This window comes from Leisingera sp. S232 (assembly GCF_049800895.1).
Classification (GTDB): domain Bacteria; phylum Pseudomonadota; class Alphaproteobacteria; order Rhodobacterales; family Rhodobacteraceae; genus Leisingera.
Window position 1 is genome coordinate 66,497 of the sequence record NZ_JBNAFX010000008.1, and the last position, 23,032, is coordinate 89,528.

General features: G+C 61.3%; 23 protein-coding genes. 11 read left to right on the forward strand and 12 right to left on the reverse strand.

The annotated features are described in order from the left end of the window. The first annotated feature begins 38 nt into the window (after positions 1–38). Both ACP151_RS07980 and ACP151_RS07985 read left to right on the forward strand, forming a co-directional pair. A complete protein-coding gene (locus ACP151_RS07980) occupies positions 39–701 on the forward strand; it encodes a DUF2306 domain-containing protein (RefSeq protein WP_424978353.1) in 663 nt (220 codons plus the stop codon). Next, positions 698–1,159, forward strand: coding sequence for an MEKHLA domain-containing protein (locus tag ACP151_RS07985; RefSeq protein ID WP_424978354.1), 462 nt, complete (start codon positions 698–700; stop codon positions 1,157–1,159). Before ACP151_RS07980 ends, ACP151_RS07985 begins: the two co-directional genes overlap by 4 nt. 901 nt (positions 1,160–2,060) lie before the next feature. Here ACP151_RS07985 and ACP151_RS07990 read toward each other — a convergent pair. Both ACP151_RS07990 and ACP151_RS07995 read right to left on the reverse strand, forming a co-directional pair. After that, positions 2,061–2,510: a GNAT family N-acetyltransferase gene (locus ACP151_RS07990; protein ID WP_424978355.1), complete on the reverse strand. Its 450-nt coding sequence runs from the start codon at positions 2,508–2,510 to the stop codon at positions 2,061–2,063. Next, a complete protein-coding gene (locus ACP151_RS07995) occupies positions 2,507–3,448 on the reverse strand; it encodes a nucleoside hydrolase (RefSeq protein ID WP_424978356.1) in 942 nt (313 codons plus the stop codon). The genes ACP151_RS07990 and ACP151_RS07995 overlap by 4 nt, the downstream gene beginning before the upstream one ends. A gap of 262 nt (positions 3,449–3,710) precedes the next feature. On the opposite strand from ACP151_RS07995, the gene ACP151_RS08000 reads away from it, so the two are divergent. Next, positions 3,711–4,127: a hypothetical protein gene (locus ACP151_RS08000; RefSeq protein ID WP_424978357.1), complete on the forward strand. Its 417-nt coding sequence runs from the start codon at positions 3,711–3,713 to the stop codon at positions 4,125–4,127. Next, positions 4,100–4,264, forward strand: coding sequence for a hypothetical protein (locus tag ACP151_RS08005; protein WP_424978358.1), 165 nt, complete (start codon positions 4,100–4,102; stop codon positions 4,262–4,264). The genes ACP151_RS08000 and ACP151_RS08005 overlap by 28 nt, the downstream gene beginning before the upstream one ends. A gap of 144 nt (positions 4,265–4,408) precedes the next feature. Here ACP151_RS08005 and mazG read toward each other — a convergent pair whose 3' ends face one another. After that, positions 4,409–5,224, reverse strand: coding sequence for a nucleoside triphosphate pyrophosphohydrolase (mazG, locus tag ACP151_RS08010; RefSeq protein WP_424978359.1), 816 nt, complete (start codon positions 5,222–5,224; stop codon positions 4,409–4,411). Between the two features lie 63 nt (positions 5,225–5,287). Here mazG and ACP151_RS08015 point away from each other — a divergent pair, with 63 nt between their 5' ends. The 3 genes from ACP151_RS08015 to ACP151_RS08025 all read left to right on the forward strand — a co-directional run bounded on the left by ACP151_RS08015 (position 5,288) and on the right by ACP151_RS08025 (position 8,567). Beyond that, a complete protein-coding gene (locus tag ACP151_RS08015) occupies positions 5,288–6,454 on the forward strand; it encodes a M20 aminoacylase family protein (RefSeq protein WP_424978360.1) in 1,167 nt (388 codons plus the stop codon). A gap of 652 nt (positions 6,455–7,106) precedes the next feature. Further along, on the forward strand, positions 7,107–8,054 hold the full coding sequence (gene speB, locus ACP151_RS08020; protein WP_424978361.1) for an agmatinase: 948 nt from the start codon (positions 7,107–7,109) through the stop codon (positions 8,052–8,054). A 72-nt stretch (positions 8,055–8,126) separates the two neighbouring features. After that, positions 8,127–8,567, forward strand: coding sequence for a DUF1499 domain-containing protein (locus ACP151_RS08025; RefSeq protein ID WP_424978362.1), 441 nt, complete (start codon positions 8,127–8,129; stop codon positions 8,565–8,567). Positions 8,568–8,812: 245 nt separating this feature from the next. Here ACP151_RS08025 and ACP151_RS08030 read toward each other — a convergent pair whose 3' ends face one another. Then, on the reverse strand, positions 8,813–9,112 hold the full coding sequence (locus ACP151_RS08030) for a hypothetical protein (RefSeq protein ID WP_424978364.1): 300 nt from the start codon (positions 9,110–9,112) through the stop codon (positions 8,813–8,815). 58 nt (positions 9,113–9,170) lie between these two features. Between ACP151_RS08030 and prfA the strand changes: the two genes are divergently transcribed. The 3 genes from prfA to ACP151_RS08045 all read left to right on the forward strand — a co-directional run bounded on the left by prfA (position 9,171) and on the right by ACP151_RS08045 (position 11,991). After that, entirely contained in the window at positions 9,171–10,226 is a 1,056-nt protein-coding gene (gene prfA, locus ACP151_RS08035) for a peptide chain release factor 1 (RefSeq protein WP_424978395.1), read from the forward strand. A gap of 2 nt (positions 10,227–10,228) precedes the next feature. Continuing rightward, positions 10,229–11,080, forward strand: a complete 852-nt coding sequence (prmC, locus tag ACP151_RS08040; protein WP_424978365.1) for a peptide chain release factor N(5)-glutamine methyltransferase — start codon at positions 10,229–10,231, stop codon at positions 11,078–11,080. 212 nt (positions 11,081–11,292) lie between these two features. Next, entirely contained in the window at positions 11,293–11,991 is a 699-nt protein-coding gene (locus tag ACP151_RS08045) for a DUF4167 domain-containing protein (protein ID WP_424978366.1), read from the forward strand. A gap of 68 nt (positions 11,992–12,059) precedes the next feature. On the opposite strand, the gene ACP151_RS08050 is transcribed toward ACP151_RS08045, so the two are convergent. From ACP151_RS08050 to lptF, 8 genes are all read right to left on the reverse strand, one after another. Further along, the gene (locus ACP151_RS08050; RefSeq protein ID WP_424978367.1) at positions 12,060–12,899 is read right to left on the reverse strand and encodes a substrate-binding periplasmic protein; all 840 of its coding nucleotides are present in this window, start codon (positions 12,897–12,899) and stop codon (positions 12,060–12,062) included. 117 nt (positions 12,900–13,016) lie between these two features. Next, entirely contained in the window at positions 13,017–13,784 is a 768-nt protein-coding gene (locus tag ACP151_RS08055; RefSeq protein WP_424978368.1) for a pyridoxine 5'-phosphate synthase, read from the reverse strand. 38 nt (positions 13,785–13,822) lie between these two features. Further along, entirely contained in the window at positions 13,823–14,665 is an 843-nt protein-coding gene (gene rsmA, locus ACP151_RS08060; protein ID WP_424978369.1) for a 16S rRNA (adenine(1518)-N(6)/adenine(1519)-N(6))-dimethyltransferase RsmA, read from the reverse strand. Between the two features lie 85 nt (positions 14,666–14,750). Beyond that, the gene (pdxA, locus tag ACP151_RS08065; RefSeq protein ID WP_424978370.1) at positions 14,751–15,722 is read right to left on the reverse strand and encodes a 4-hydroxythreonine-4-phosphate dehydrogenase PdxA; all 972 of its coding nucleotides are present in this window, start codon (positions 15,720–15,722) and stop codon (positions 14,751–14,753) included. After that, entirely contained in the window at positions 15,719–16,978 is a 1,260-nt protein-coding gene (locus ACP151_RS08070; protein ID WP_424978371.1) for a peptidylprolyl isomerase, read from the reverse strand. The genes pdxA and ACP151_RS08070 overlap by 4 nt, the downstream gene beginning before the upstream one ends. Continuing rightward, positions 16,963–19,143: an LPS-assembly protein LptD gene (locus tag ACP151_RS08075; RefSeq protein WP_424978372.1), complete on the reverse strand. Its 2,181-nt coding sequence runs from the start codon at positions 19,141–19,143 to the stop codon at positions 16,963–16,965. Before ACP151_RS08075 ends, ACP151_RS08070 begins: the two co-directional genes overlap by 16 nt. Next, the gene (gene lptG / locus ACP151_RS08080; RefSeq protein WP_424978373.1) at positions 19,127–20,230 is read right to left on the reverse strand and encodes an LPS export ABC transporter permease LptG; all 1,104 of its coding nucleotides are present in this window, start codon (positions 20,228–20,230) and stop codon (positions 19,127–19,129) included. The genes ACP151_RS08075 and lptG overlap by 17 nt, the downstream gene beginning before the upstream one ends. Further along, positions 20,227–21,354, reverse strand: coding sequence for an LPS export ABC transporter permease LptF (gene lptF, locus ACP151_RS08085; protein ID WP_424978396.1), 1,128 nt, complete (start codon positions 21,352–21,354; stop codon positions 20,227–20,229). The genes lptG and lptF overlap by 4 nt, the downstream gene beginning before the upstream one ends. 200 nt (positions 21,355–21,554) lie before the next feature. Here lptF and ACP151_RS08090 point away from each other — a divergent pair, with 200 nt between their 5' ends. Further along, positions 21,555–23,030: a leucyl aminopeptidase gene (locus ACP151_RS08090; protein WP_424978374.1), complete on the forward strand. Its 1,476-nt coding sequence runs from the start codon at positions 21,555–21,557 to the stop codon at positions 23,028–23,030. Positions 23,031–23,032: the final 2 nt, after the last annotated feature.

Consider the following 23,032-nt stretch of genomic DNA (forward strand, 5'->3'; position numbering starts at 1 on the left):
CCACCCTTTTTTGTCTGCCAGGTATCGAAGGGAGCGCCATGACTTTCTTGCAGGCAAGTGTGCCAACGGTGTTTCTCTACATTTTGTGCTGGCCGGTTCTGCGGGATAGCATCCACCGGCTGTGGTTTCTGTCTCTACCCCATGAGACGTTGAATTACGTGGATCAGCGCTATGCCGATCATCCTATCAGCAGCGCGGTGCATCTGTTGCCGGGGTTGGTCTTTTTTCTGATCGGTCCCTTGCAGTTTCACGCAAGGTTGCGGCGGTATCGGCGTTTGCACCGCGTATTGGGCTATGTGTTTGTCGTCGCAGGCCTGTTCTCCAGCGTTGGGGTCATGCATATGGTGCTGGTCTTTCCAGCGCTTGGCGGATTTCTGACACAGGTCGTGACCTATGTGCTTTGTCTTGGCATGAGCGGAATGATGATCCTGGCCGTATTGAAGATCCGGCAGAGGGACATGCAAACCCATCAACGGCTGATGCGTCTGGCCTTCGCCATTGGGATGAGCGTCTCGACTGCCCGCTATTTCATTCACGCCGCCGATACAGTGTTCGGGGTGCCGTTTGAACAGAGCTTTTCTGTGGCTTCGGCACTGGGGGTCATAGTCAATCTGGCAGTTGCTACCACGTATGAAGTATTTAGGTCCAAGGGGAAAATCGGCTGGAACATCCTTGGTAGGGGCCGTAAGGGAAAGTCATGATTGCCTCTGCCGAACCTAATTGCCGGAATGATTTTCGTGCCGACCATGCAGGGCTGATGATGACCAGTTTTGCCCGGCTGCTGGAGCGGCCTCTGGTCGATCCCGCGACGGCCGAAGCGCTGTATCACGCCCCATTCCCTGTATTGTCTCACAGTATCGATGCCGACCCGGTGCTGACATACGGCAATCTGGCGGCGCAGGCGCTGTGGGAGATGGGCTGGGAGCAGTTGACGTCAATGCCGTCGCGGTTGACGGCGGAACCGGCCCACCGCAGCCAGCGCGACGCGATGTTTGCCGAGATGCGCGCCAAAGGGTTCATCAGCAATTACGCAGGGGTTCGTGTCAGCGCGACCGGCACGCGGTTTGAGATCCGGGGCGCGGTGATCTGGCCGCTGCTGGGAGCGGCGGGGGAAAAGCTGGGAGAGGCGGCAACTTTCCGGGAGTACGCGTTCCTCTGAACGGTTATCTTCCACAAGCTGCATGTGTGGCCCGGATCACAGACGGTCACGCGGGCGTTATGTTACCTGTTTCTTGCGCGGCTCAGTGGACGCCGCAGAGAAGGGGAGCAGGCTATGACGATGCGGGCAATGCGCACAATCGCAATCTGTACAGTTCTTGCCGGCCTTTTGGGCTGCAGCGGACCGGGGAGTTATCCCTTCAGCGGTCAGACTGCGTCGCCGAATGATCCGGTTCACAGGATGCAACTGGGCGGTCAAACACGCTGATAACAGGGTGCAGCATGACGGGGGGACTGCATCCGGCGATCTGGCGCCCGCACCGGGGGGAGGGCGCCAGATCGGGAATTTCAGCAAAGGGCGGAGCAATGGATGCCGCCGCCGCGGGAATAGGTGTATTGGCGGTTTTGTCTTTTTGGCCAGTCGTCAGTTGTGATTGAGCGCGTTGGCGGCTCTGTCTGCTGCACCGGCTGGGCTGTTTTGGCGTCAGGCTGGTGCGTGCGCCCTGGCCGATCTTGGTCGGGCCGATTTAGGTCAGGCCGGTTTTGCCCAGGCCGGTTTTGCCCAGGCTGATTTTGTCCAGGCCGATTTTGACGGAGCCTGCATATGCAGGTGCCCATCGCAAAGCTATTTGATGACTTCATTTTCAGCTCGAAGACGGCTGTATTTCAGGCCGCAGGCGGGACTATGGCGCAGTCGCGGGGGATGGTTCCGCATAGATACGCGCACCGGGGGGGACCGGCGGCGGCAGTCCGACACGTTCCAACTGCTGCCGCCTGTGGTGGGTTTGGCCAAGGCGGGGCTGGCCAGCTGCGGGGAGCCGGGAGCCGCAGCTGGCATCCGCCCGGAGATCTGGCGGTCTTTGGGCGGATGCCATTCAAAGGAACGGTTTTGCAGCAGCGTGTCAGAGTTGTTTGGTCATCAGGATGTAATTCTTGCGCGGCTGAAAACGGGTGCGCAGATACAGGCGCTGAGCGGTTTCGTTCTCGCGGTCTACTTCCAGATGCAGGGCACGCATGCCTGCGCTGGCCAATGATTTTGGCAGTTCTGTCAGCACTTCGGTGGCGATGCCGCGGCCGCGCACGGCGGGGCGGATGTAAAGCTCATCCACAAAACCATCCATGCCGCCGAATTCCACCGACCAGCCAAAAGTGATGACGATATAGCCGATCGGCGCGCGGGTTGGGCCGATCAGGTAGACCGCGCCGTAGGGGTGGCCGTTCAGCAAGGGCTCGATGCCTGCGCGGCGATGCGCGTCGCTGCTTTCCAGATCTTCTTCGGCGTGAAATGCGGCAACCAATGCCAGCACCGTGTCCAGATGCTCGGGCTTGGCGAGATGCAGGGCGGCGCTCATAGGCGGGCAAGCCTTTCGGTCAAAAGTTTGAAAAAACCCTCCGCATCCGCATCGCCGATGAACAGCGCATTGGGCTGGCGGTCTGTGACGCCCCACCAGTCGGCAACGGTCATGCCAAGGGTGAGGTCGGACTGTGTTTCAATTTCCACATTCACATGGCGGCCGGAAAACAGTTCGGGTTTCAGCAGCCAGGCAATCACACAGGGGTCATGCAGCGGCCCGCCTTCGGACCCGTATTTCTCGACATCGAAGCGTTCGAAGAAGTCGAGCATCTCTGCGGTGAAATGGCCCGCCTTGCTGCCCAGCGCCCGAATCGCCGCGACGCGCGGTTTGGTGGCCAGCACCTTATGCGTCACATCCAGCGGCATAACAGTGATCGGGGCGCCGGATCTGAAAATGATCTCAGCGGCTTCTGGGTCAACGTAGATGTTGAATTCAGCCGCCGGGGTGATGTTGCCCACTTCGAAATAGGCGCCACCCATCATCACGATCTCCTGCACCCGGTCGATGATGTCGGGCGCGGTATTGAAAGCGGCGGCAATATTTGTGAGCGGGCCAAGCGTGCAGAGAGTCACCGTGCCGGGGGCCTCGTGGCGCAGGGTGTCGATGATGAAATCGACACCGTTGCCAGCGGCCAGCGGCATCTGCGGTTCCCATAGCTCCGGCCCGTCCAGCCCGGTTTGCCCGTGCACATGTTCTGCAGTGACAAGCGGGCGGTTCAGCGGCGCCTTTTTGCCTGCATAAACTGGCACATCCGTCTTGCCGGCCGCCTCGCAGACGATACGGGCGTTCTTGGCGGTGAGGTCCAGCGGCACATTTCCGGCGACGCAGGTAATGCCCAGCAGATCCAGCTCTTGAGGGCTGGCCAGCGCCAGCAGGAGAGCAACCGCATCGTCCTGGCCCGGATCGGTGTCGATGATGATTTTCCTGGCGCCCATGGCTGTCTCCGCATTCCGTGCGCCATGAGACTACGCCGGGTTTGTCCGGGATAGAACAGCCGCCGGGAGTGTCTTTGCAAATTTCCGCAGATTTTCTGCGACTGGGGTTTGCTGCTGCTGGGTGTGCTTTCTATAGTTTCCTGACGTAACGTCATGAGCGGGAGCAGCCGCAGGCGCAGACCATTCTTACTGAGCCTGTTTGAAGGCGTTGTTGGTACGGCGTGTTTGGCCGCAAAGACATTGATCAGCATAGGAAAAAGGCATGCCAAAAGGGCCTGGGATTGTCGGCGACATTCTGAAAGACAAGAAGATGACCGCCGCTTACATGGAATATTGCAAGCGGCGCTATTGCCTGAATGAATTCATGTTCACGCAGAACAAGGGCAATCCGGAATCGCTCTGGAGCCGCTATTTGGACCAGAAGAAGGGCAAAGAGCCGGTCAATATCACCTCCAAGACCTATAAGGCGGCGCAGACGCTGGCTGACAAAGGCGATTTCAAGAGCAGCGACTGGAAGAAGATCATCGCCACTGGCAAGGACGAGGTTGTGAAGATGCTGAACAAGGATGTGACAGGCTTCACCGGCAGTGACGAATACAAGAAATACGTTGCCGAGACCGGGATGGGAGACCCCAAGAAGGGGCCAAACTGTTGGGCATTACCGATGCCAAGAAGCTGAAAGACGTGATGGTCAATATTGCTGTGGACGACAAGAAGACCGCAGAAAAGCTGTGGAAGGATCTGATGAAGAAGGAAAAGGTCATCGAGGACTTCAAGACCATCATGGCCAATCTGAAAAAGGCCGGGATGGCCTGAGACCAGGCCTGAGATTGGGCCTGAGGTTAGGCCTGAAACTGAGACTGACTCCGGGCCTTAAGCTGGTGCAGAAGCCTTTGGCTGCCCGGCGGCGCTGCCGCCGGGATTTGAGTATTTGAAGAAAGATGAAAATGCCGGGCGCGTTCAGCTGCGCTCGTCTGCTTTCACCTCATCCCACAGGGCGTCCATCTCGGCCAGATCGCTGTCCTCGGGACGTTTGCCGCGGGCGGCGAGTTTGACCTCGACAGATTCGAAACGGCGGGTGAATTTGGCATTGGCGGCGCGCAGGGCGGCTTCGGGTTCGATCCCCAGGTGGCGGCCGAGGTTGGCCATGACGAACAGCAGGTCGCCGTATTCCTCTTCGACCTTGTCGTGGGAAAGGGTGTCGCGTGCCTCGACCAGTTCGGCGCATTCTTCGGTGACTTTGGAAATCACATTGCTGACTGATGGCCAGTCAAAGCCGACCCGCGCCGCGCGTTGCTGTAGCTTGTAGGCGCGCAAGAGGGCAGGCAGGCCAACGGCGACCCCGTCCAGCGTGCCTTTCTGTTCTTTGTCGGCCCGTTCCGCGGCCTTGATCGCCTCCCAGTCGCGGGTCTGCTGCTGGGCGGATTTTTCGCGGCTTTCGGCGCCGAAGACATGCGGGTGGCGCGAGACCATCTTGTTGGACATGGTGGCGACCACGTCCTGAAATGAAAAATGGCCGGCCTCCTGCGCCATTTGCGCGTGAAAGACGGATTGGAACAACAGGTCGCCCAGCTCCCCTTTGAGTTCATCCCAGGCCTCGCGTTCGATCGCGTCGGCAACTTCGTAAGCCTCTTCAATAGTATAGGGGGCGATTGTTGCAAAATTCTGTTCGATGTCCCAGGGGCAGCCTGTCTGCGGATCGCGCAGGGCGCGCATGATTTCCAGCAGGCGCTCGATACCTGCGGCTTCATCGTGGATCAGATCGGTTTGGGGCATTGCGGCTGCTCTTCTAAGGGTGTCAGATGCATCATCCCGAGTCTGATGCAGGAGTCCAGCCCGATGCCCATTGTGAACCGTATTGCCGATTATGCCGAGGAGATGAAGGCATGGCGGCAGCATCTGCATCAGATCCCGGAACTGGCGCTGGACCTGCCCAAGACCGCCGCCTTTGTGGCGGAGCGGCTGCGCGAATTCGGCGTGGATGAACTGCATGAGGGCATTGCGCAGACCGGGATGGTGGCGATCATCAACGGCCAGGGCGCGGGGGCGACGATTGGCCTGCGTGCTGACATGGACGCGCTGCCTATCCCCGAGGAGACTGGCGTTGAATATGCCTCTGGTCATGCGGGCAACATGCATGCCTGCGGCCATGACGGCCATACCACGATGCTGCTGGGGGCCGCGAAATATCTGGCGGAGACGCGCAATTTCAGCGGCCGGGTTGCGCTGATCTTTCAGCCTGCAGAGGAGGCGATCGGCGGTGCGCGCATCATGGTCGAGGAAGGTATCATGGAGCGTTTCGACATTGGCGAGGTTTATGCGCTGCACAATGCGCCGGGCCTGCCGGAAGGGCATTTCCTGACCACACCGGGCGCGCTGATGGCGGCGGTGGATACGTTTCACATCCATATTCAGGGCAAGGGGGGGCATGGGGCGATGCCGCATGAAACCCGCGACCCGGTGATGGCCGCCTGCGGGATGGCCCAGGCTATTCAGACGATCGTCAGCCGCAATCATCATACGCTGGAGGATCTGGTGGTCTCGGTCACGCAGATCCACACCGGCACCGTGGACAATGTGATCCCGGACACCGCCTATATCAATGGCACCGTACGCACCTTTAACCCTGACGTGCAGAAGATGGTGATGCGCCGGATGGAGGAGATTGTGGCCGGGCAGGCTGCAAGCTATGGCGTCGAGGCGGAGCTGGAGTACGAGGTCGGCTATCCGGCAACCTTCAATGACGCGGAAAAGACTGCCTTTGCGGTGGAGGTTGCCAGGGAGATTTCCGGTGCGGGCGGTGTCGAGGCTGATGGCGGGCGCGAAATGGGCGCGGAGGATTTTGCCTATATGCTGGAAGCGCGGCCTGGCTCATATCTGTTCCTGGGCCAGGGGGACAGTGCGGGGCTGCATCATCCGAAGTATGATTTCAATGACGCAATCGCCCCTGTTGGAGCGTCGTTCTTTGCAAGGTTGGTGGAGCGGGCACAGCCGACGACCGGGTAAGCGCCGGACAGGCAGCGGGTCAGTGCAGGTCAGTGCCAGCGCAGTTTGGGCCAGATGGCAGGCGCCAGCAATGCGGCTGTTTGACCAAAAGCCTTGGGAGGTGCGCTGGCATGGCACTGGAGGGCGCAAAAGAATTCTTTGATCTGGTGTTGATCTCTGCGCTTCTGAACGGGATGAGGCCGGAAAACACTGTTGGCGGGGCGGTCTTTTGTCTGTGCGGAAAATACACCAAGGATCTGACCGGTGTTGATATTGCTGTCACCGGTATGGCCGGTGATCAGGCACTGACAAACCGCCCCGGTACCTGTCTGGGACTGCGGGTGATCCGCAGGTCATCTGCGCTGCAGAGCCTTGCCGCGCCTTGCGGCTGGCGGCACAACCGTTTGAGCACGCCGGTGATGACCGGTTGTGGCGGACCGATCTTTGACATCCGACTTATGCGCCGGGCATCGGCATGTCGGACTGGAGCAGGCGCATCCCGGGGCATTCCAGCGCAGGTCGGCGTCTCTAGCGCGGATTGTCGGCATCAGTATCAGGGGCGGCGGTGCGGTCGCGGTCTCTCCCCCCTTTGACACAACCGGCGCAACTGCTATTGCCGGGGTACATGTGGCGACGAAAACCATCTGCCTTCTTGGCTGGAACATGAGAGAAAATGACTGACTTCAATCAGCCGATCAGCGGCAACGATCTGGCCCGATTTTCCGGGCCCAACACGTTTATGCGGCTGCCGCAAGCAACCTCTCTGGAGGGGCTTGATGTTGCGGTTCTGGGCGTGCCGATGGACATCGGCACCTCCTGGCGGTCGGGCACAAGATTTGGCCCCAAACAGATCCGTGCTGAAAGTGCGATGCTGCGCCCATATAATATGGCGACGGGGGCGGCGCCTTTTGACAGTCTGAACATCGCCGATATTGGCGATCTGGCGATCAATACTTTCTCGTTGCCGGATTCGCTCAGGATCATTCAGGAAAGCTATGAGGCAATCCTGACGGGCGAGGTGGTTCCGGTGGCAATGGGCGGCGATCATTCGATCACCCTGCCGATCCTGCGGGCCATCGCCAAGAAATACGGGCCTGTTGCCCTGGTGCATGTGGATGCCCATGCGGATGTGAACGATGATATGTTCGGCGAGCGCGAAACCCATGGCACCGTGTTCCGCCGCGCTTTTGAAGAAGGTCTGATCGTTCCCGACAAGACCTATCAGATCGGCATTCGCGGCACCGGCTACGCCGCCACCGATTTCACCGAGGCGCAAAGCTGGGGCTTTCAGCATTTCCCGGCGCAGGAGCTGTGGAACCGGTCTCTGCACCAGATGGGTGCGGAAATTCGCCGCGATATCGGCAATAGGCCGGTCTATGTGTCTTATGATATCGATAGTCTGGACCCGGCTTATGCGCCGGGCACCGGCACGCCGGAAATCGGCGGGTTGACCACGCCGCAGGCGCTGGAGCTGATCCGGTCGCTGAAGGGGGTGAACATCGTGGGCTGCGACCTGGTGGAGGTGTCGCCGCCTTATGATCCCTCTGGCAACACGGCCTTGGTGGGTGCGAACCTGCTGTATGAGCTTCTGTGCGTGCTGCCGGGAGTGGTGACAAAATAAGCGGTCCGGCCTGTATGTCAGGCCGGGGGAGGGCCGCAGAGGGAGGAGGCAAGGGTTGACCTTGAAACCGCAATGAAGCGGCTTATGCTGTTTGGCTGGGTTCTGCTGGCTGCAATTGTTGCCGGGCTGGGGTTCATCCGCCTGGCACCAAGTGATCCGCTGGACTGGAACACCCAGCCCGAGTTTACCGAGGACAAGGAATTTCGCGGCGGCGTGTTCCGGGTGGTGCGCAGCGGGCCGGATGGGCTGGAGCGGTTCCATCAGATCGCCAGCAGCGCCTCGCGCACCAGCGTGCTGGCAGGTGGCCCGGCGGATGGCATGGCCACATATATCACCCGCACTCAGGTGCTGGGCTTTCCCGACTACACCACTGCGGCACAGGATGGCGACCTGCTGAAAGTCTATGCCAGGCTGCGCTTTGGCCGATCGGACCTGGGCGCAAACCGGGAACGGATCAACACCTGGCTGGCAGAGATGGAAGAGGGTGCCGGGGCTGTTTCCGCGCAAGATTAACGCGGGGCTCCCGCCTGTTCGCGGGCTTTTGGAAAAAGCCCCTCGCAGTTGGGCGTGGCGCCGCGCATATGCGCGGCGCAGGCTCATCGGCCTATGGCCGATGAGCCACCGTTTTTTTTTACTGAGACGCGATTGAGGGGCAGGGCTGCCCCTGAAGACGCGTTGCATGGCGACCCTATCAGATGGGCGGGTTTGGTTCACTGTTCAGTGATTGAACAGCGGGGGAAACGACATGTGGTTTCAGGTCAGATCTTAGGCAATGCTGAAGAGGCGGCAGATGTGCCGGGCATTTCTTCCAGCGATGCCGACAGGCAGCTGTTTTGCACCTCGCGCCACATCGGCACGTTCAGGGACATCTGGCATTGCGCCATGAACATGCGGCCGTCCACCTGCAGGCAGCGCAGCTCGCCCAGTTCGACGCGGGAACCGGATTTGTCGGTGCAGTAGCAGTCGATGGTTTTGCCGCCTGGCCCTTTCACATCCGCCAGCCCCAGGCCGGGCAGGCTGAGGAGGATTGTGGCAATAAGGACTCTGGCATGTCGCATGGCACTAGCATATCACATGGGGGAAGATCGGCAAAACAAGAACGGAAACAGGTCCGCCATGATCCCCGAAGAACGCCTGGAACAGATCCTGCAGCGGTTTCAGTATCTTGAAGCCGCGATGGCGGATGGCGCCGGGGGCGGGGATATTGCGGCGTTGGCCAAGGAATATTCCGACCTGCGCCCGGTGGCAGAGCAGGTGGCCGCCTACCGCAAGCTGCAAGGTGATCTGGAAGAGGCGGAAGCGATGCTGGCGGATCCGGATATGAAGGATCTGGCGGAGGAAGAAATCCCGGCCCTGAAGGCAGCGATCCCCGAAGTCGAGCATGCGCTGCAGCTGGCGCTTTTGCCCAAGGACGCCGCAGATACCCGCCCTGCGATGCTGGAAATCCGTCCCGGTACCGGCGGCGATGAGGCAGCGTTGTTTGCGGGCGACCTTTTGCGCATGTACCAGCGCTATGCCGAAGCGCAGGGCTGGAAGGTCGACATCATCGAGGAGCAGGCAACCGAACTGGGCGGCATCAAGGAAGTGGTGGCCCATATCAAAGGCGAGAACGTCTTTGCGCGGCTGAAATACGAATCCGGGGTGCACCGGGTGCAGCGGGTGCCGACCACGGAAAGCGGCGGGCGCATCCATACTTCGGCGGCGACCGTGGCAGTGCTGCCCGAGGCCGAAGACGTGGATATTCATGTCGATCCGAATGACATCCGTATCGACACCATGCGCGCCTCTGGTGCGGGCGGGCAGCATGTGAACACCACCGATTCGGCCGTGCGCATCACCCATCTGCCGACGGGGCTGATTGTGACATCCTCGGAGAAATCCCAGCACCGCAACCGCGAGATCGCGATGCAGGTGCTGAAAACACGACTGTATGATCTGGAACGTCAGCGGATCGACAGCGAACGTTCCGCCGATCGCGCCAGCCAGGTGGGCTCCGGTGACCGGTCAGAGCGTATCCGCACCTACAATTTTCCGCAGGGCCGCATGACCGACCACCGCATCAACCTGACGCTTTACAAGCTGGATCAGGTGATGGGCGGCGACCTGACGGAAATCATCGATGCGCTGACGGCCGACAATCAGGCGCGGCTGCTGGCCGAGATGGGGCAGTGATGATGGCAGAGACCGCAGCGCAGGCGATGGCAGCTGCCACAGCCCGGCTAAGGGCTGCAGGCGTGCAGGATCCGGCGCGGGATGCGCGGGTGCTGCTGGCCCATGCCGCGCGGATCGAGGCCAGCCGCGTCACCCTGATCGCCCCTGAGGATCTGGCGCCGGAAATCGCCGAACGCTATGAACAGCTGATTGCGCTGCGGGCTGTGCGGGTGCCGGTTTCGCATCTGATTGGTGAACGGGAATTCTATGGCCGCCGCTTCAAGGTGTCGTCCGATGTGCTGGACCCGCGCCCGGAAACCGAGATCCTGATCGAAGCGGCGCTGGCGCAGCCTTATGCCCGGGTCTTGGATCTGGGCACCGGCTCGGGCTGCATTCTGGTGACATTGCTGGCGGAACGGGCCGATGCGACGGGTCTTGGGGTGGACATCAGCGAGGCTGCCTGCCTGCAGGCCAGCGCCAATGCGGTGCTGCATCGGGTCGAGGCGCGGGCAGATATCCAGCAATCCGACTGGTTTGAAACTGTTGAGGGGCAGTTCGATCTGATCGTCTCTAACCCGCCTTATATTGCGCTGGATGAAATGGATGGCCTGTCAGCCGAGGTGCGCGGCCATGAACCGGGCATCGCCTTGACCGATGGTGGCGATGGTCTGGGGGCCTATCGCAGGATTGCAGCGTCGGTCATGGGCTATCTTGCCCCGGGTGGACGGCTGCTGGTGGAAACCGGCCCTACCCAGGGCGCCGCGGTCAGTGCCCTGTTCGAAGCCGCAGGCCTGAGAGGCATTGCAGTGCTTCAGGACCTTGATGGTCGCGACCGGGTGGTTTGTGCACAATCCGGCCCAGCGGATGGTTTTTAACGGGGAAATGCGCGGTTTCTAAAGAATTAGCGCAGAAAATCCGCTTGTGCCCCTTGTGCGGGAGGGCGGAACATGATTACTCAGAGATAGCCGCTTTCGGAGAAAGCTTACCACGCTTCCCGCGGCTGCAAGCCCAAAATAGCTGATGATCCGGCGCAGAGGCGCGCATGATTGGGTCTACGGCACATTAATTCAAGGCTGACGTTAGGCTGATGAGATCTTCCAAATCACGTTCACGTTCCAAGTCGAACCGGAACCGCCCCAATGGTGTCAATGTTGTCAACCGGGTGTTCGACAGCTCCGGTCCCGAAGGCAAGGTGCGCGGAACTCCGCAGCAGATCATTGATAAATACAATCAGCTTGCGCGGGACGCACAGCTGAGCAATGACCGGGTTGCGGCAGAGAATTTCCAGCAGCATGCAGAACATTATCTGCGGCTGCTTAACGAAGCGCAGCGCGAAATCGATGCACGCCGCGAAGAGCAGGAGCGCCAGAACCGCGAGCGTCAGGCTGAGCGCGACCGCGAACGCGCCGAACGGCTGGAGCGTCAGGAACGCGAGGCTTCGGCGGCCGCACCTGCCACCGATCCTGCTGCGGCCCCGCAGCCCGAAGTGATTGATCCGCGCGGCGACAGCAGCAACGGCAGTGGCGGCGGAACCGGTCTGGTGGAAACCCCGGAAAGCCAGGGCGATGCGCCTGCAGCGGCCGAGGCCCCGGCGGCGGATGCACCCAAGAAAGCTCCGGCGCGCAAGCCGCGCAGCCGCAAACCGGCTGCACAGGATGCAGAGGCGCCTGCGGCGGAAGACGGTGAAGACGATGGGAAGTCGGCTCCAAAGCGGGCTCCGCGTCCGCGGGCCAAGCCGAAACCCAAACCCAAAGCCGAAGACGGCGCGCCTGAAGCGGCAGAGTAACTGTCGCAGCTTGACAACATTGAAAACCCCCGGTGCCGCAGCGGCCCGGGGGTTTTTCTCTTTCGGGCCTATTGTGGAAGGTCAGCCTGGCTGCGGGCGCCATATTCCTGCAAAGTGTCCTGCCAGGCGCCGGACTGCATCAGCTCATCCATGACGCTTTCAACAAAGGCATGCACATGGGGCAGGTCCTTTTGTGTCATGATATGCCGGTGATAGGTCGCGTGGGGGCGGCGGGAAACTGCGAGCTGTTCCTGAAGATCTGCGTCCTGCAGATAGTAATCCAGCGCCGAGGTTGCCAGAATGGCAACGCTGCCGCGCCCGGCTGCAACAAACTGGACCAGGCTCTTTTCCGACCGCAGGTCGGTGCGGGTGACACGCCCCTGTTCAATCAGGTCCTGAACACCAGAGTATCTGTGCCCCTGCACCGCAGCCAGGACCATTCCGTCCAGGGATTCCGGCCCACTGTAGTCAACCGGTGATCCGGCTGGGGAGATCACGGAATTCCGGTCCTGCATGATCTGCCTGCTCCACAGATATCTGGTCTGATCACGGTCCGCGAACCAAATCGGATTGACCCAGGGCACAAGGCCGGGAAGATCTTGGCTGAGAAATTCATTCAGCCGGAACCGGGGCAGGACGGTGACCTCAAAAACGAACTTACCAGCTGACCGACGTGTCAGTTCTGCGGCCAGGTCGAAGGTCAGCCCTTGCTCTGCTGTCAGGTCGGTCACAAAAGGCGGAAAGTTGTGGTAGGACCACAGCTGCACCGGCTCTGCGGATTGCGCAAAAGCTCCAGCAGGAAGCAGGATGCCCAGCAGCAGGGCGTTCAGATGGTTGCGCAGCCGCGGCAGGGCGGTGCGCAGCCACTTGCCGCCGCGGATGGGTTTTCTGCTGTCTCGCGGGATCAAAGCTGCCTCTTGGAGTTATGTTTTCCGAGAGGCTGGCAGAAAAACCTTTTGCGAGCCAGCCGTTATAGCAAACCATCTGCAAAGCGTTGGCTATTTGTTACGCTGTGCAGGCTGGGGTCAGGCCGGGTGACCCAGAACCCGCAGGTAACGGCGGACTGCTTCGGGAAAGCCCAGCATCAGCGCGTCAGCCGTCAACCCATGACCGATGGACACTTCGGCCAGATCCGGCACGGCCTGCCGCAGGCCGGGCAGGTTTTCGACTGTCAGGTCGTGGCCCGCATTCATCATCAGCCCGCCAAGCGCGCGGGCCTGATCAGCGGTCCGGCGGATGTTTTCAAGCTCCTGCTGGGCGGTCTCTGCGCTGCATAGATCCGCGTAGGGGCCGGTGTAGAACTCGATCCGGTCGGCGCCTGCTGCCATCGCCAGTGCAGGTTCATCCGGGTTTGTGTCCACGAAATAGGAGACCCGGATACCGGCCGCTCTGAATTCTTCTGCAATAGGCCGCAGCATCTCGCCGTCCTGGGCAAAATCCCAGCCGTGGTCGGAGGTGGACTGCTCTGGTGTGTCCGGCACCAGTGTCACTTGATGCGGTTTGTTTTCCAGTACCAGGTCGATGAAGTGGCGGGTCGGATAGCCCTCGATGTTGAACTCGGCCTGCGGAAACTCCTCGGCGATCAGCCGGGACAGAGCAGGCAGGTCGCAAAAACGGATGTGGCGCTCATCCGGGCGAGGATGCACGGTGATACCATGGGCGCCGGCGGCCAGAATGGCGCGGGAGATGTCGATCAGGTTTGGCCATGGCACCGCGCGCCGGTTGCGCAGGTAGGCAACGGCATTGACGTTCACGGACAGAAGCGTCGGGCGGGGGGTAACGGTCTGTGTCATTGAAAGACGGTCTCCGGTTCAAATCGGAACAAAGGGGATCAGCGCTTGGCCACTTCGCGGGCGAGCGCACAGAAGGCCTCGAGGCTTACCTGCTCGGCGCGTTCGGTGGGGGGGATGCCGACAGCGGTCAGATGCGCCTCGATATCGGGCGAGATGCCCTTGAGCGAGGCCCGCAGCATCTTGCGTCGCTGATTGAAGGCCGCCGCCACCACCCGCGACAGGACCGCCGCATCTGCCTCAAAGCGGGGCGCGGGCAGGGCGTCCAGATGTACCACGGCGCTGGAGACTTTGGGCGGCGGGGTAAAGGCGCCGGGCGGCAGGGACAGCACGATACGCGCATCGGCCCGCCATTGCGCCAGTATCGCCAGGCGGCCATAGGCTTTGGAGCCGGGCTGCGCCACGATGCGCTCGGCCACTTCGCGCTGGAACATCAGGGTCAGGCTCTGCCAGAAAGGCGGCCATTCCTTGGGCGTCAGCCAGCGCACCAGAAGTTCGGTGCCGACGTTATAGGGCAGGTTGGCGGCGATCCGGATCGGCGGCGTGAGATGGTCGAGAGGGTCGATCTCCAGCGCATCGCCGTTGATCACGTCGAATTGCCCGGGATAAGCCGCTGCAATTTCCTGCAGGGCCGGCAGGCAGCGCTGGTCTTTTTCCACCGCCAGCACGCGGCGCGCGCCTTCGGCCAGCAATCCGCGTGTCAGGCCGCCGGGGCCGGGGCCGATTTCCAGCACATCGCAGCCGCTCAGGTCGCCGGCCTGCCGTGCGATTTTGGCTGTCAGGTTCAGATCCAGCAGAAAGTTCTGGCCCAGCGACTTGCGCGCTGACAGCTGATGCGTTGCGATCACTTCACGCAAGGGGGGAAGGCTGTCGATAGCGCTCATGTCATCTGGACCCTGGGGCTGGGCGCGGGGCGGCGCGCCGGAACTTTCATGCCTCCGGCGGGGATATTTGCCGCCAGAAGAAGAATCAAGTGCCGGCAGCCATCCGCTGGGCCAGCTTGAGCGCTTCGATCAGGCTGGAAGGATTGGCCTGGCCGGTGCCTGCGATGTCAAAGGCGGTGCCATGGTCAGGCGAAGTGCGGATGAACGGCAACCCCAGAGTCACATTTACGCCGCGGTCGAAATCCAGCGTCTTGATCGGGATCAGGGCCTGGTCGTGGTACATGCAGACCGCTGCGTCATAGCGGGCGCGGGCGGCGGCGTGGAACAGGGTGTCAGCCGGATGCGGGCCAGTGACGTCCAGCCCTTCGGTCTGCATTTGCCTGATCAGGGTGTTGATCCAGTCCAGCTCTTCGCGGCCCATGGCGCCGCCTTCGCCTGCGTGCGGGTTGAGGCCCGCAACGGCAATGCGTGGCGCAGCAAGGCCGAACTGGCGGCGCAGGCCTGCTGCCGTGATTTCGATGGTTTCGCGCACGCCTTCCGGCGTCAGCGCCTTGGGCACATCAGACAGGGCGATATGGATGGTTGCAGGCACCACCCGCAGCTGTTCGCTGGCCAGCATCATCACAACTCGTTCGCATCCTGCCAGTGCTGCCAGAAACTCAGTATGGCCGGGATAGGCAAAACCGGCGCCATCGATCAGCGCTTTTTTGTGGATGGGGGCGGTGCAGAGGGCAGAGGCTTGGCCAGATTGGACCAGCGACACAGCGGTTTTGATGGATTGGATGACGCCTGTGGCATTGGCAGGATCGGCGCGGCCTTTGCGGTCCGAGCCGTCAAAGGCCAGGGGCAACACTGGAAAACTGTCCGTGCAGGCTGCTGCGGCTTCGGCAGGGGCTGCGATTTCCCGGACAGGTGTGCCTGCGGGCAGATGGCGCGGATCCCCGATCCAGAAGAACGGGCAGTCCCCGCGCAGTGTCTCCCAGGCCTTGACGGCGATTTCCGGGCCGATGCCTGCGGGTTCGCCGCAGCTGAGCGCAACAGGCCCGGAGTGGGTCATTTGATGTCGATCCGCGCGTCGGCGCGCAGCTGTTCCAGATAGCTTTGGGTGAGCGAGCCCATCCGTTGCGAGGCGAGCGCGTTGGCCACGGTTTCGCGGTTGGCGCCTTCGCCGAGATCAGCAGTGCGGCCGCAGAGCATCAGAACCATCAGGGTCTGGCCATTGTTGCGGGTCAGTGCGGTCGAGGTCTCATTCGGGTCGAGTTTGGCCAGTTCCAATGCGATGTCACGCGGGATATCCGCAGGCGGCAGGCTCTGGATTTCAAGCACCGACGGGTCCTGACCCTGGGCAAGGCCATAGAAATCTTCGCAGGTGTCGACGCTGTTCACGGTTTTCTGTGCTGCTGCAAGCCCTTCGGGAGTGCGGCCGCCCGGCAGGTAGTAGGCCGCATATTCAATTGCAGTATAGCGCGGAGCCGCGCCTTCTACTTCACGTACGCCGCGCATCTGGAACAGCGCCACCGCGTTTTGCAGCGGCGTTGGCTCGGAGATTTCGCCCGGCTTCAGGGCTAGAACGATTTCCTGCAGCTGCGGCGGTAGCTTGGTCAGCGGCATCCAGGGCAGGCGGCCGCCTTCGTTGCGGCTGGCAGCTGCGGAGTATTGCGCGGCTGCAGCGGAAAAGCTGTCATAGCCCTTGAGACGCGCAACCTGTTCGATCAGCTCTTCTACTTGGGCTGCGTTCTGTTCATTGATCGGCACGATGAATTCGCTCAGCAGCACCTGGACGCTGCCGGAGCCGGCCGTGCCCATCGCACGGTCGATCTCTTCCGGCGTCGGACGGGCCTGCGCCAGGAAGCGGGCGCGGGTGTATTCACGCCAGCCCAGGCCGATCTTGGTGAAATCGCGCAGAGTTTGCGGAGCCACGCCCTGCTGTTGCAAGGCCGACAGGAATTCATTCAGCGACAGATTGGCACGGCCCGCCAGTTCTTCCATGCCGGCTGTGACGTCTTCGTCAGACAGTTCAAGGCCGACTTGTTTCAGGACTTCCAGTTTGAGCCGGTCGTTGATCAGCTCTTCACGGGCGGTTTCCAGCGGATCGCCCGGCACCCGCAGCGCCGCTTGAAAGCGGGCGCGCTGTTCCAGCTCGTAGCGGGTGATGACCTCGTCATTCACGGTGATTGCAGGCGCAAAAAGATTCTGTGCACCTGCCGGCAAGCCGGTCAGCAACAGCCCCGCGGCAAGCGCCACTGTTGCTGCAGATTTGAAAGCACGGGAAAGAAAGGGAGCCGGGAACCGGGTATTCACGTCTTGCTGCATGACCGCCTGTACTGTTTGTTGCCGCTCTTTACGGAGAAACCGCTAAGGGAGATGGTAAAGCCGAAATCGGTTGTCGGCTCAACACTTGTTGTTGAGGTATAGCGGCGGTTGACTGAAAGGTCGACCGTTACGCACTCGTTCTGGTAGGCCAGTCCGAGCCCCGCACGGGTGGCGCGGGCGTCGGAAATGTCATACCGCAGCCGGGCGCTGGCAGACCAGCTGGGGTTGATGTCGTAACGTCCGTCGACCCAGAGCTCTGAGGTTTCCTCAAGGCGCTCCTCGTCCGGGTCCGTGCCAAGCCACAGGTAGGTGCCGGAGAGGCTGGAGCGATCTGTGTGCCATTCGCCGCGCACTTCGGCTTTGGAGAAGTTCAGAGACCCGTTCAAAAGGCCGCGGCTGGAAATCGCCAGGCCGTCGCCGAATTTGATCTGGCCGGCCAGCAGAAGATCCGAAGATGTGCCGCTGAGACCTGAGCTTTTGGTGAACCGGGTGTCGCCCTCGCTGCGCAAAACCTGACCGACGGTGGCATAAGCCTGCCAGCCATCGGGGGAATAGCGGGCCCAGTTGGCGCCATAGACCAGGGTAAAGCCATCCTCATGCGCATCGGTTGCCGGGAAACGTGACAGGGACAGCAGGTTGCCCTGGTCGAATTCGACAAACCGGCTTTCTTCGCTGATCGCAGCGCTTCCGCCTTCGTCGCGCCAGCCCAGTTGCAGGATTGGTTCCAGATATTGGCTGGCACCGCCGGCTTCGCGCCGTGACATAGGCAACCGGAATGTCAGGCTGCCGCGGGGCGTCAGGCGGGTGACGTCTTCGGTGAAAAAAGCATCATCAAAAGCGCGGAAAGCATCCGCAGCGGCGCCCAGCTCAGCCTGTGCCAAAAGGCCGTGGCTCAGCTTCCAGGTCCGGTGCCAGCTTATATCGGTGCTCAGCCGGGCGAGATCGCGGCCGTTGGCGTCTGTCGATGTCGCCGAAATGCCGGAACTGCGGTGATGACCGTGGCCCTGGACCGTCAGGCGTATTTCACCGCCGGTCACGGCAGGGAAGTAACGTTTCTGGTAGAATGCTTCGACAATACCGGAGGGAATATCGCTTTGAACTTCGCTGTCGCGCAGGGTTTTGTAATGGGTCAGCGAAAGGCGGAACAGGCTGTCGCGGCGCACCCGGTCGAGTTCTGCTCGCGAACGCAACCGGTCAAGATCGGGCAGGCCGTAGTCTTCGAGATAGGCATCATCGGAAACGGCTTTGACATCGAAGGTGAACCGGTAGCCGAGCGGCAGGTCGAATTGCCCTTCGCCGAAGATGTAGCCGCGGTCCTGACCCGGGAACAGATCGTCCCGCGTGTAGGCGCCGTTGAATTCAATCCGGCCGCGGCGGAAGGCCTGGCGATAGCGCAGATCCAGTGTCTTTGTGCTGGACGAGAGATAGGGCGCCACGGTCAGGTCTTTGTGCGGGCCAAGAGCAAAGAAATAGGGGACTTTCAGCCCGGTGCCGAGGTTCGAGGTGGACCGGACCGAAGGCACCAGAAAGCCGCTGGCCCTTTCCAGCGAAGGATCGGGCAGGCGGATTGCCGGGAAGTAAAAGACCGGGACATCCAGCACTCGCAGCTGGGCGCTTTCAAAGTAAAGCTGCCGTTCCTGCTGGTCATGGGTGACGCGCTCAGCCCTGATCTGCCAAAGCGGCGGGCGGCCGTCATCGCAGACATGGCAGGAGGTAACAGCCGTTTTATACAGTTGTGTGTAGCGGCCGCTGACCCGCGTCATCTGCAGCGAGGCCAGCTGCACCTGCTGCTGGAACACCATTCGGGCACCGGTCAGCAGGCCGTTTCGCAAATCCTGGTCCAGCTCCCCGGCATTGGCCAGAATCGTGATGTCGCCGTCCTGGTCAATGCGGATCGGCCCCTGGATCTGCAGGGTGCCACTGGTCCGGTCAAATGTGATCTTCTGGGCGCGCAGGCGGATATCTCCCTGGAAGGCTTCGACATTGCCTTCTGCCACCAGGGTTCGGTCCGGCGTGATAAAGACGTGATCTGCAACCAGCATCGCGGGCTGGGCCGGATCCGGCGACAGGGCTGTCTGAGCATGCAGCGCGGGCGCGGACAGCGCCAGCCAGGGCAGCACGACAGAAAGCAGCAGAGCGCGGCGCAGATTACCCGTCTTCGGCATGGAGAAGCAGTCCCAAGGTCAATAGTATTGCGGCAGCAGGCGGTGCCCAGGCCGCCAGTGCGACAGGAATTTGCCCGTTCTCGCCAAGGATTTGCGCGAAATTGCGGATGAAATAAAGCCCGAATCCCAAAAGCACCGCCATCAGCACCGCCAGCCCGGTGCCGCCAAAGCGGGCGTGGCGCATGGTGAAGGCTGCGCCAACCAGCACCATCGCGATCAGGAACAGCGGCCGGGCCAGTTCGGCCTGGTAACGCACCTCGTAGCGTTTGGTGGCGAAACCTGCGGCAGACAATTCGCGGATGGTGGCGGGCAGGTCATAGATCGAGATGCCGCTTGCGGTGCCCAATGTGTCGCGGATCCGGTCGGTGGTCAGCGTTGTCGGCAGGTGCAGCTCGTCGAATTTACCGGCGCCGGTTTCAGGGTTGAGCCCGGCGGCCAGCGGCCAGGCCTTGGCGTTTGTCAGAACCCAGTTGCTGCCATCCAGCCGGGCGCTGTCTGCAACAATACGGCGAATGGGGCCGCCTGTGTTGGTATAGGCGTGGATCGACACATTATGCAGAGTTATGTTGGCGGGATCACCGCTGTAACCCTTTGCGTGAATGACAGATTGTCCGCGCAGCCCGCCCTGGCGCAGCCACAGGCCCTCGCCAGAGAGCGACAGCGCCGAGGGGCCGCCGTTATGGTAGGTTTCAGCCAGATCCTGATACCGGTTGGCCGTCGCGGCAGCAATGGGATTGAGCGTGGTGACAGCAAGGACGCCAATCCCTGCGGCCATCAGCACCGGCGCGGCCAGAGCACGGATGCCGGAGCGGCCAATGGCGCGGGTGACCACCAGTTCACTGCTGCGAGCCAGTCCGACAAACAACACGATGGTGCTGAGAATCATGATCAGAGGCAGAAACTCGCTTAGTGCGGCGGGAATGTTCAGGAATGTCAGCCCGACCAGCTGTGCAAGGCTGAGATCGGCGGCTTCGAACCGGCGGACCTGCTCATTCAGGTCGATCAGCACCACCAGCGTCATCAGCACCGCAACAATGACCAGGAACCACTGCAGAAAGCGGCGCGCATAGTAGATATCCAGCTTCATGCCGCGGCCTCCGGCGCCGGTGTTCCGATCCGCTTGGGACGGGCGGACAGGATCAAAAAGACCAGCGACACAGCCAGGCCCAGCAGGGCCGGCAGGTAAATCAGCGGCCACAGACTGGGGTTTTGCAGCACCGGCTCTGAAACCACGCCGCGCAAGCCTTCGATAAAGATCAGCACGACAAAGGCCAGGAAGGCCTGACGCCAGACGCCGAAGCGCGAGAAGGTGCCCAGCATCAAAGAAGCGAAACCAATCAATGTCACTGCGATGCAAACCAATGCGCGGGCAAAGCGCAGGTGCAGCTCTTCGGCTTGGGCCCCCGCAGAATGCCCGTCGCTTTGAGTAATGCTTGCGGTGCGGGTCAAAAGTTCCAGACTGGGAATGGCGCGGATTTTGCGCGCCGGATTCTCGGATTTCCGCGCCAAAGAGCTGATATTATAGGAAAAATCTGAGAACAAAGTGGTCGATAGCCGCTGGGTGGTATGGTCCAGCCGCTGTGCCATGCCTTCGACCATGATCAGATGCGCATTGTCGCCGTCCCGCACCAGAAACGCGCGGGTGCCGGTGTAGGTGACCGTAACGGCGGGGTCCCGGCGGTCCGACAGGAAGACATCGTTCAAAGTGCCGTCCGGGTCAATTTGGCGGATGTAGAAGGTAACGCCGTCGGCCGGGTGCAGAAAATCGCCTTCGCTCAGCAGCTTGGCGGTGATGTTGCGGGAGACCTCGCTTTCGCGCTGCTCCAGCTGGCTGATCGAAGCGGGCAGAAGATAATGGGTTAGCGCCGACATCATCAGCGCGGTAATGACGCCAAAGGCCAGCGCAGGGCGGGCCATCTGCCACGGGCTGGTACCGGTGGCGCGCAGGACGGTCAGCTCGCTTTCGCTGTTCAGCCGGTTGGTGACCCACACCGCAGCGCCAAAGGCGGCGATCGGCAGCACCATGCGGATCAGATTGGGCAGGGTGAGTGCGGTAAACTCCAGAAACACCAGCGCAGATTGCCCGTTTCCGATCAGCGTATCAAACAGGACAACTGCCCGGTTGACCCAGAACACGGCCACCAGAATCAGGGCAAAGAAGCCGAAGAAGAGCAGATACTGTGACAGGACATATCTGTCGTAGCGTGACACCCGATCCCCCCAGATCTTGCCATTGATATTCCGGCGGACCTTAGTGGATTTGATTGGCGGGGAAAACTGCATTCTCACCGGAAGCCATGATTGGCGAGAGACCGCAGAGCGCATCCTGCAGAGCAGGCTCTTTCCAAGCGCAGCCGGGCAGGATACCTCTGGTGGCAAGAACCACATGAATTCAGCAGGAGTCCGCGAAGATGAGCAGCCTTACCCCGATCCGTTTTGCCGATTACGACCCTAAGGCGATGGCTGAGATGACTGGCCGAGTGGCGGTCCTGGTGACGCCGGAGGGCAGCATGGATCAGGCTGCGCGCAGCGCCAACCGGATGGCCAAAGGCGGCATTGCCAGACTGATAGAGTCAGACGGGTTCAAGAAGGCCAAAGCGGGAGACGTGATTTCGCTGAATTGGCCGGCAGGCATGCAGGCCGAGGCGCTGGATGTGCTGGTGCTGCCGCGCAAACTGACCCCTGTGGAGGCGCGGCAGGCAGGTGCCAAGCTGGCCAAGGTCGCCGCAGGCAAGCGGCTGACCGTGATGGCGGGCAGCATGAACAAGGCCGCGGATCTGACGCTGGGCATGGCGTTGCGGGATTATACCTTTGACGACCATAAATCTCCGAAGGAGGAGACATCAGGGGGCGAAGTCGTGGTGACCTCAAAGACGCCTGCTGATCTGGAAGCTGCCTGTGCGCCGCTGCTGGCCCTGGCCGAAGGGGTGCATATGACCCGCGATCTGGTCAATGAACCCGCAAATGTTCTGACCACCACTGAATTCGCCCGCCGCATTGAGGAAATGAAAGAGATCGGCCTGGAGGTCGAGATTCTGGAAGAGGCAGAGCTGGAAAAGCTGGGCATGCGCACGCTGCTGAGCGTCGGCCAGGGCTCGGACAGCCCCTCCAAGGTGGCGGTGATGCAATGGCAGGGCGGCGATGAGGGGGCAGCGCCGCTGGCGCTGGTCGGCAAGGGCGTGGTGTTTGATACCGGCGGTATCTCCCTGAAGCCGGCTGCAGGCATGGAAGACATGACCATGGACATGGGCGGCGCGGGCGTTGTGACCGGCACCATGAAGGCGCTGGCGCTGCGTAAGGCCAAGGCCAATGTGGTCGGGCTGGTCGGCCTGGTGGAAAACATGCCGTCCGGGAATGCCACCCGTCCGGGCGATGTGGTGAAATCGATGAAAGGCGATACGGTCGAGATCATCAACACGGATGCCGAAGGGCGTTTGGTGCTGTGTGATGTGCTCTGGTACGCGCAGGAACGGTTCAAACCGGCAGGCGTCATTGATCTGGCAACCCTGACCGGCGCTGTCATAATCGGACTGGGGCATGAAAATGCCGGCGTCTTCTCCAATGATGACGATCTGTGCAACGCGTTCCTGAAGGCTGCAAAATCCGAGGATGAAGGCGCCTGGCGGATGCCGTTGGGGCAGGCCTATGACGATCAGCTGAAGTCGCGCATTGCCGATATGAAGAACGTGGGCGGCCGCCCAGCAGGGTCGATCACCGCAGCGCAGTTCCTGCAGCGGTTCATTCAGGACGGAATGCCCTGGATCCATCTGGACATCGCAGGCGTCGCTTCGGTGAAGTCTGACACGTCATATGCGCCCAAGGGGGCCACCGGCTGGGGTGTGATGGCGCTGAACCGGCTGGTCGCGGACAAGTTTGAGGCGGAATAATA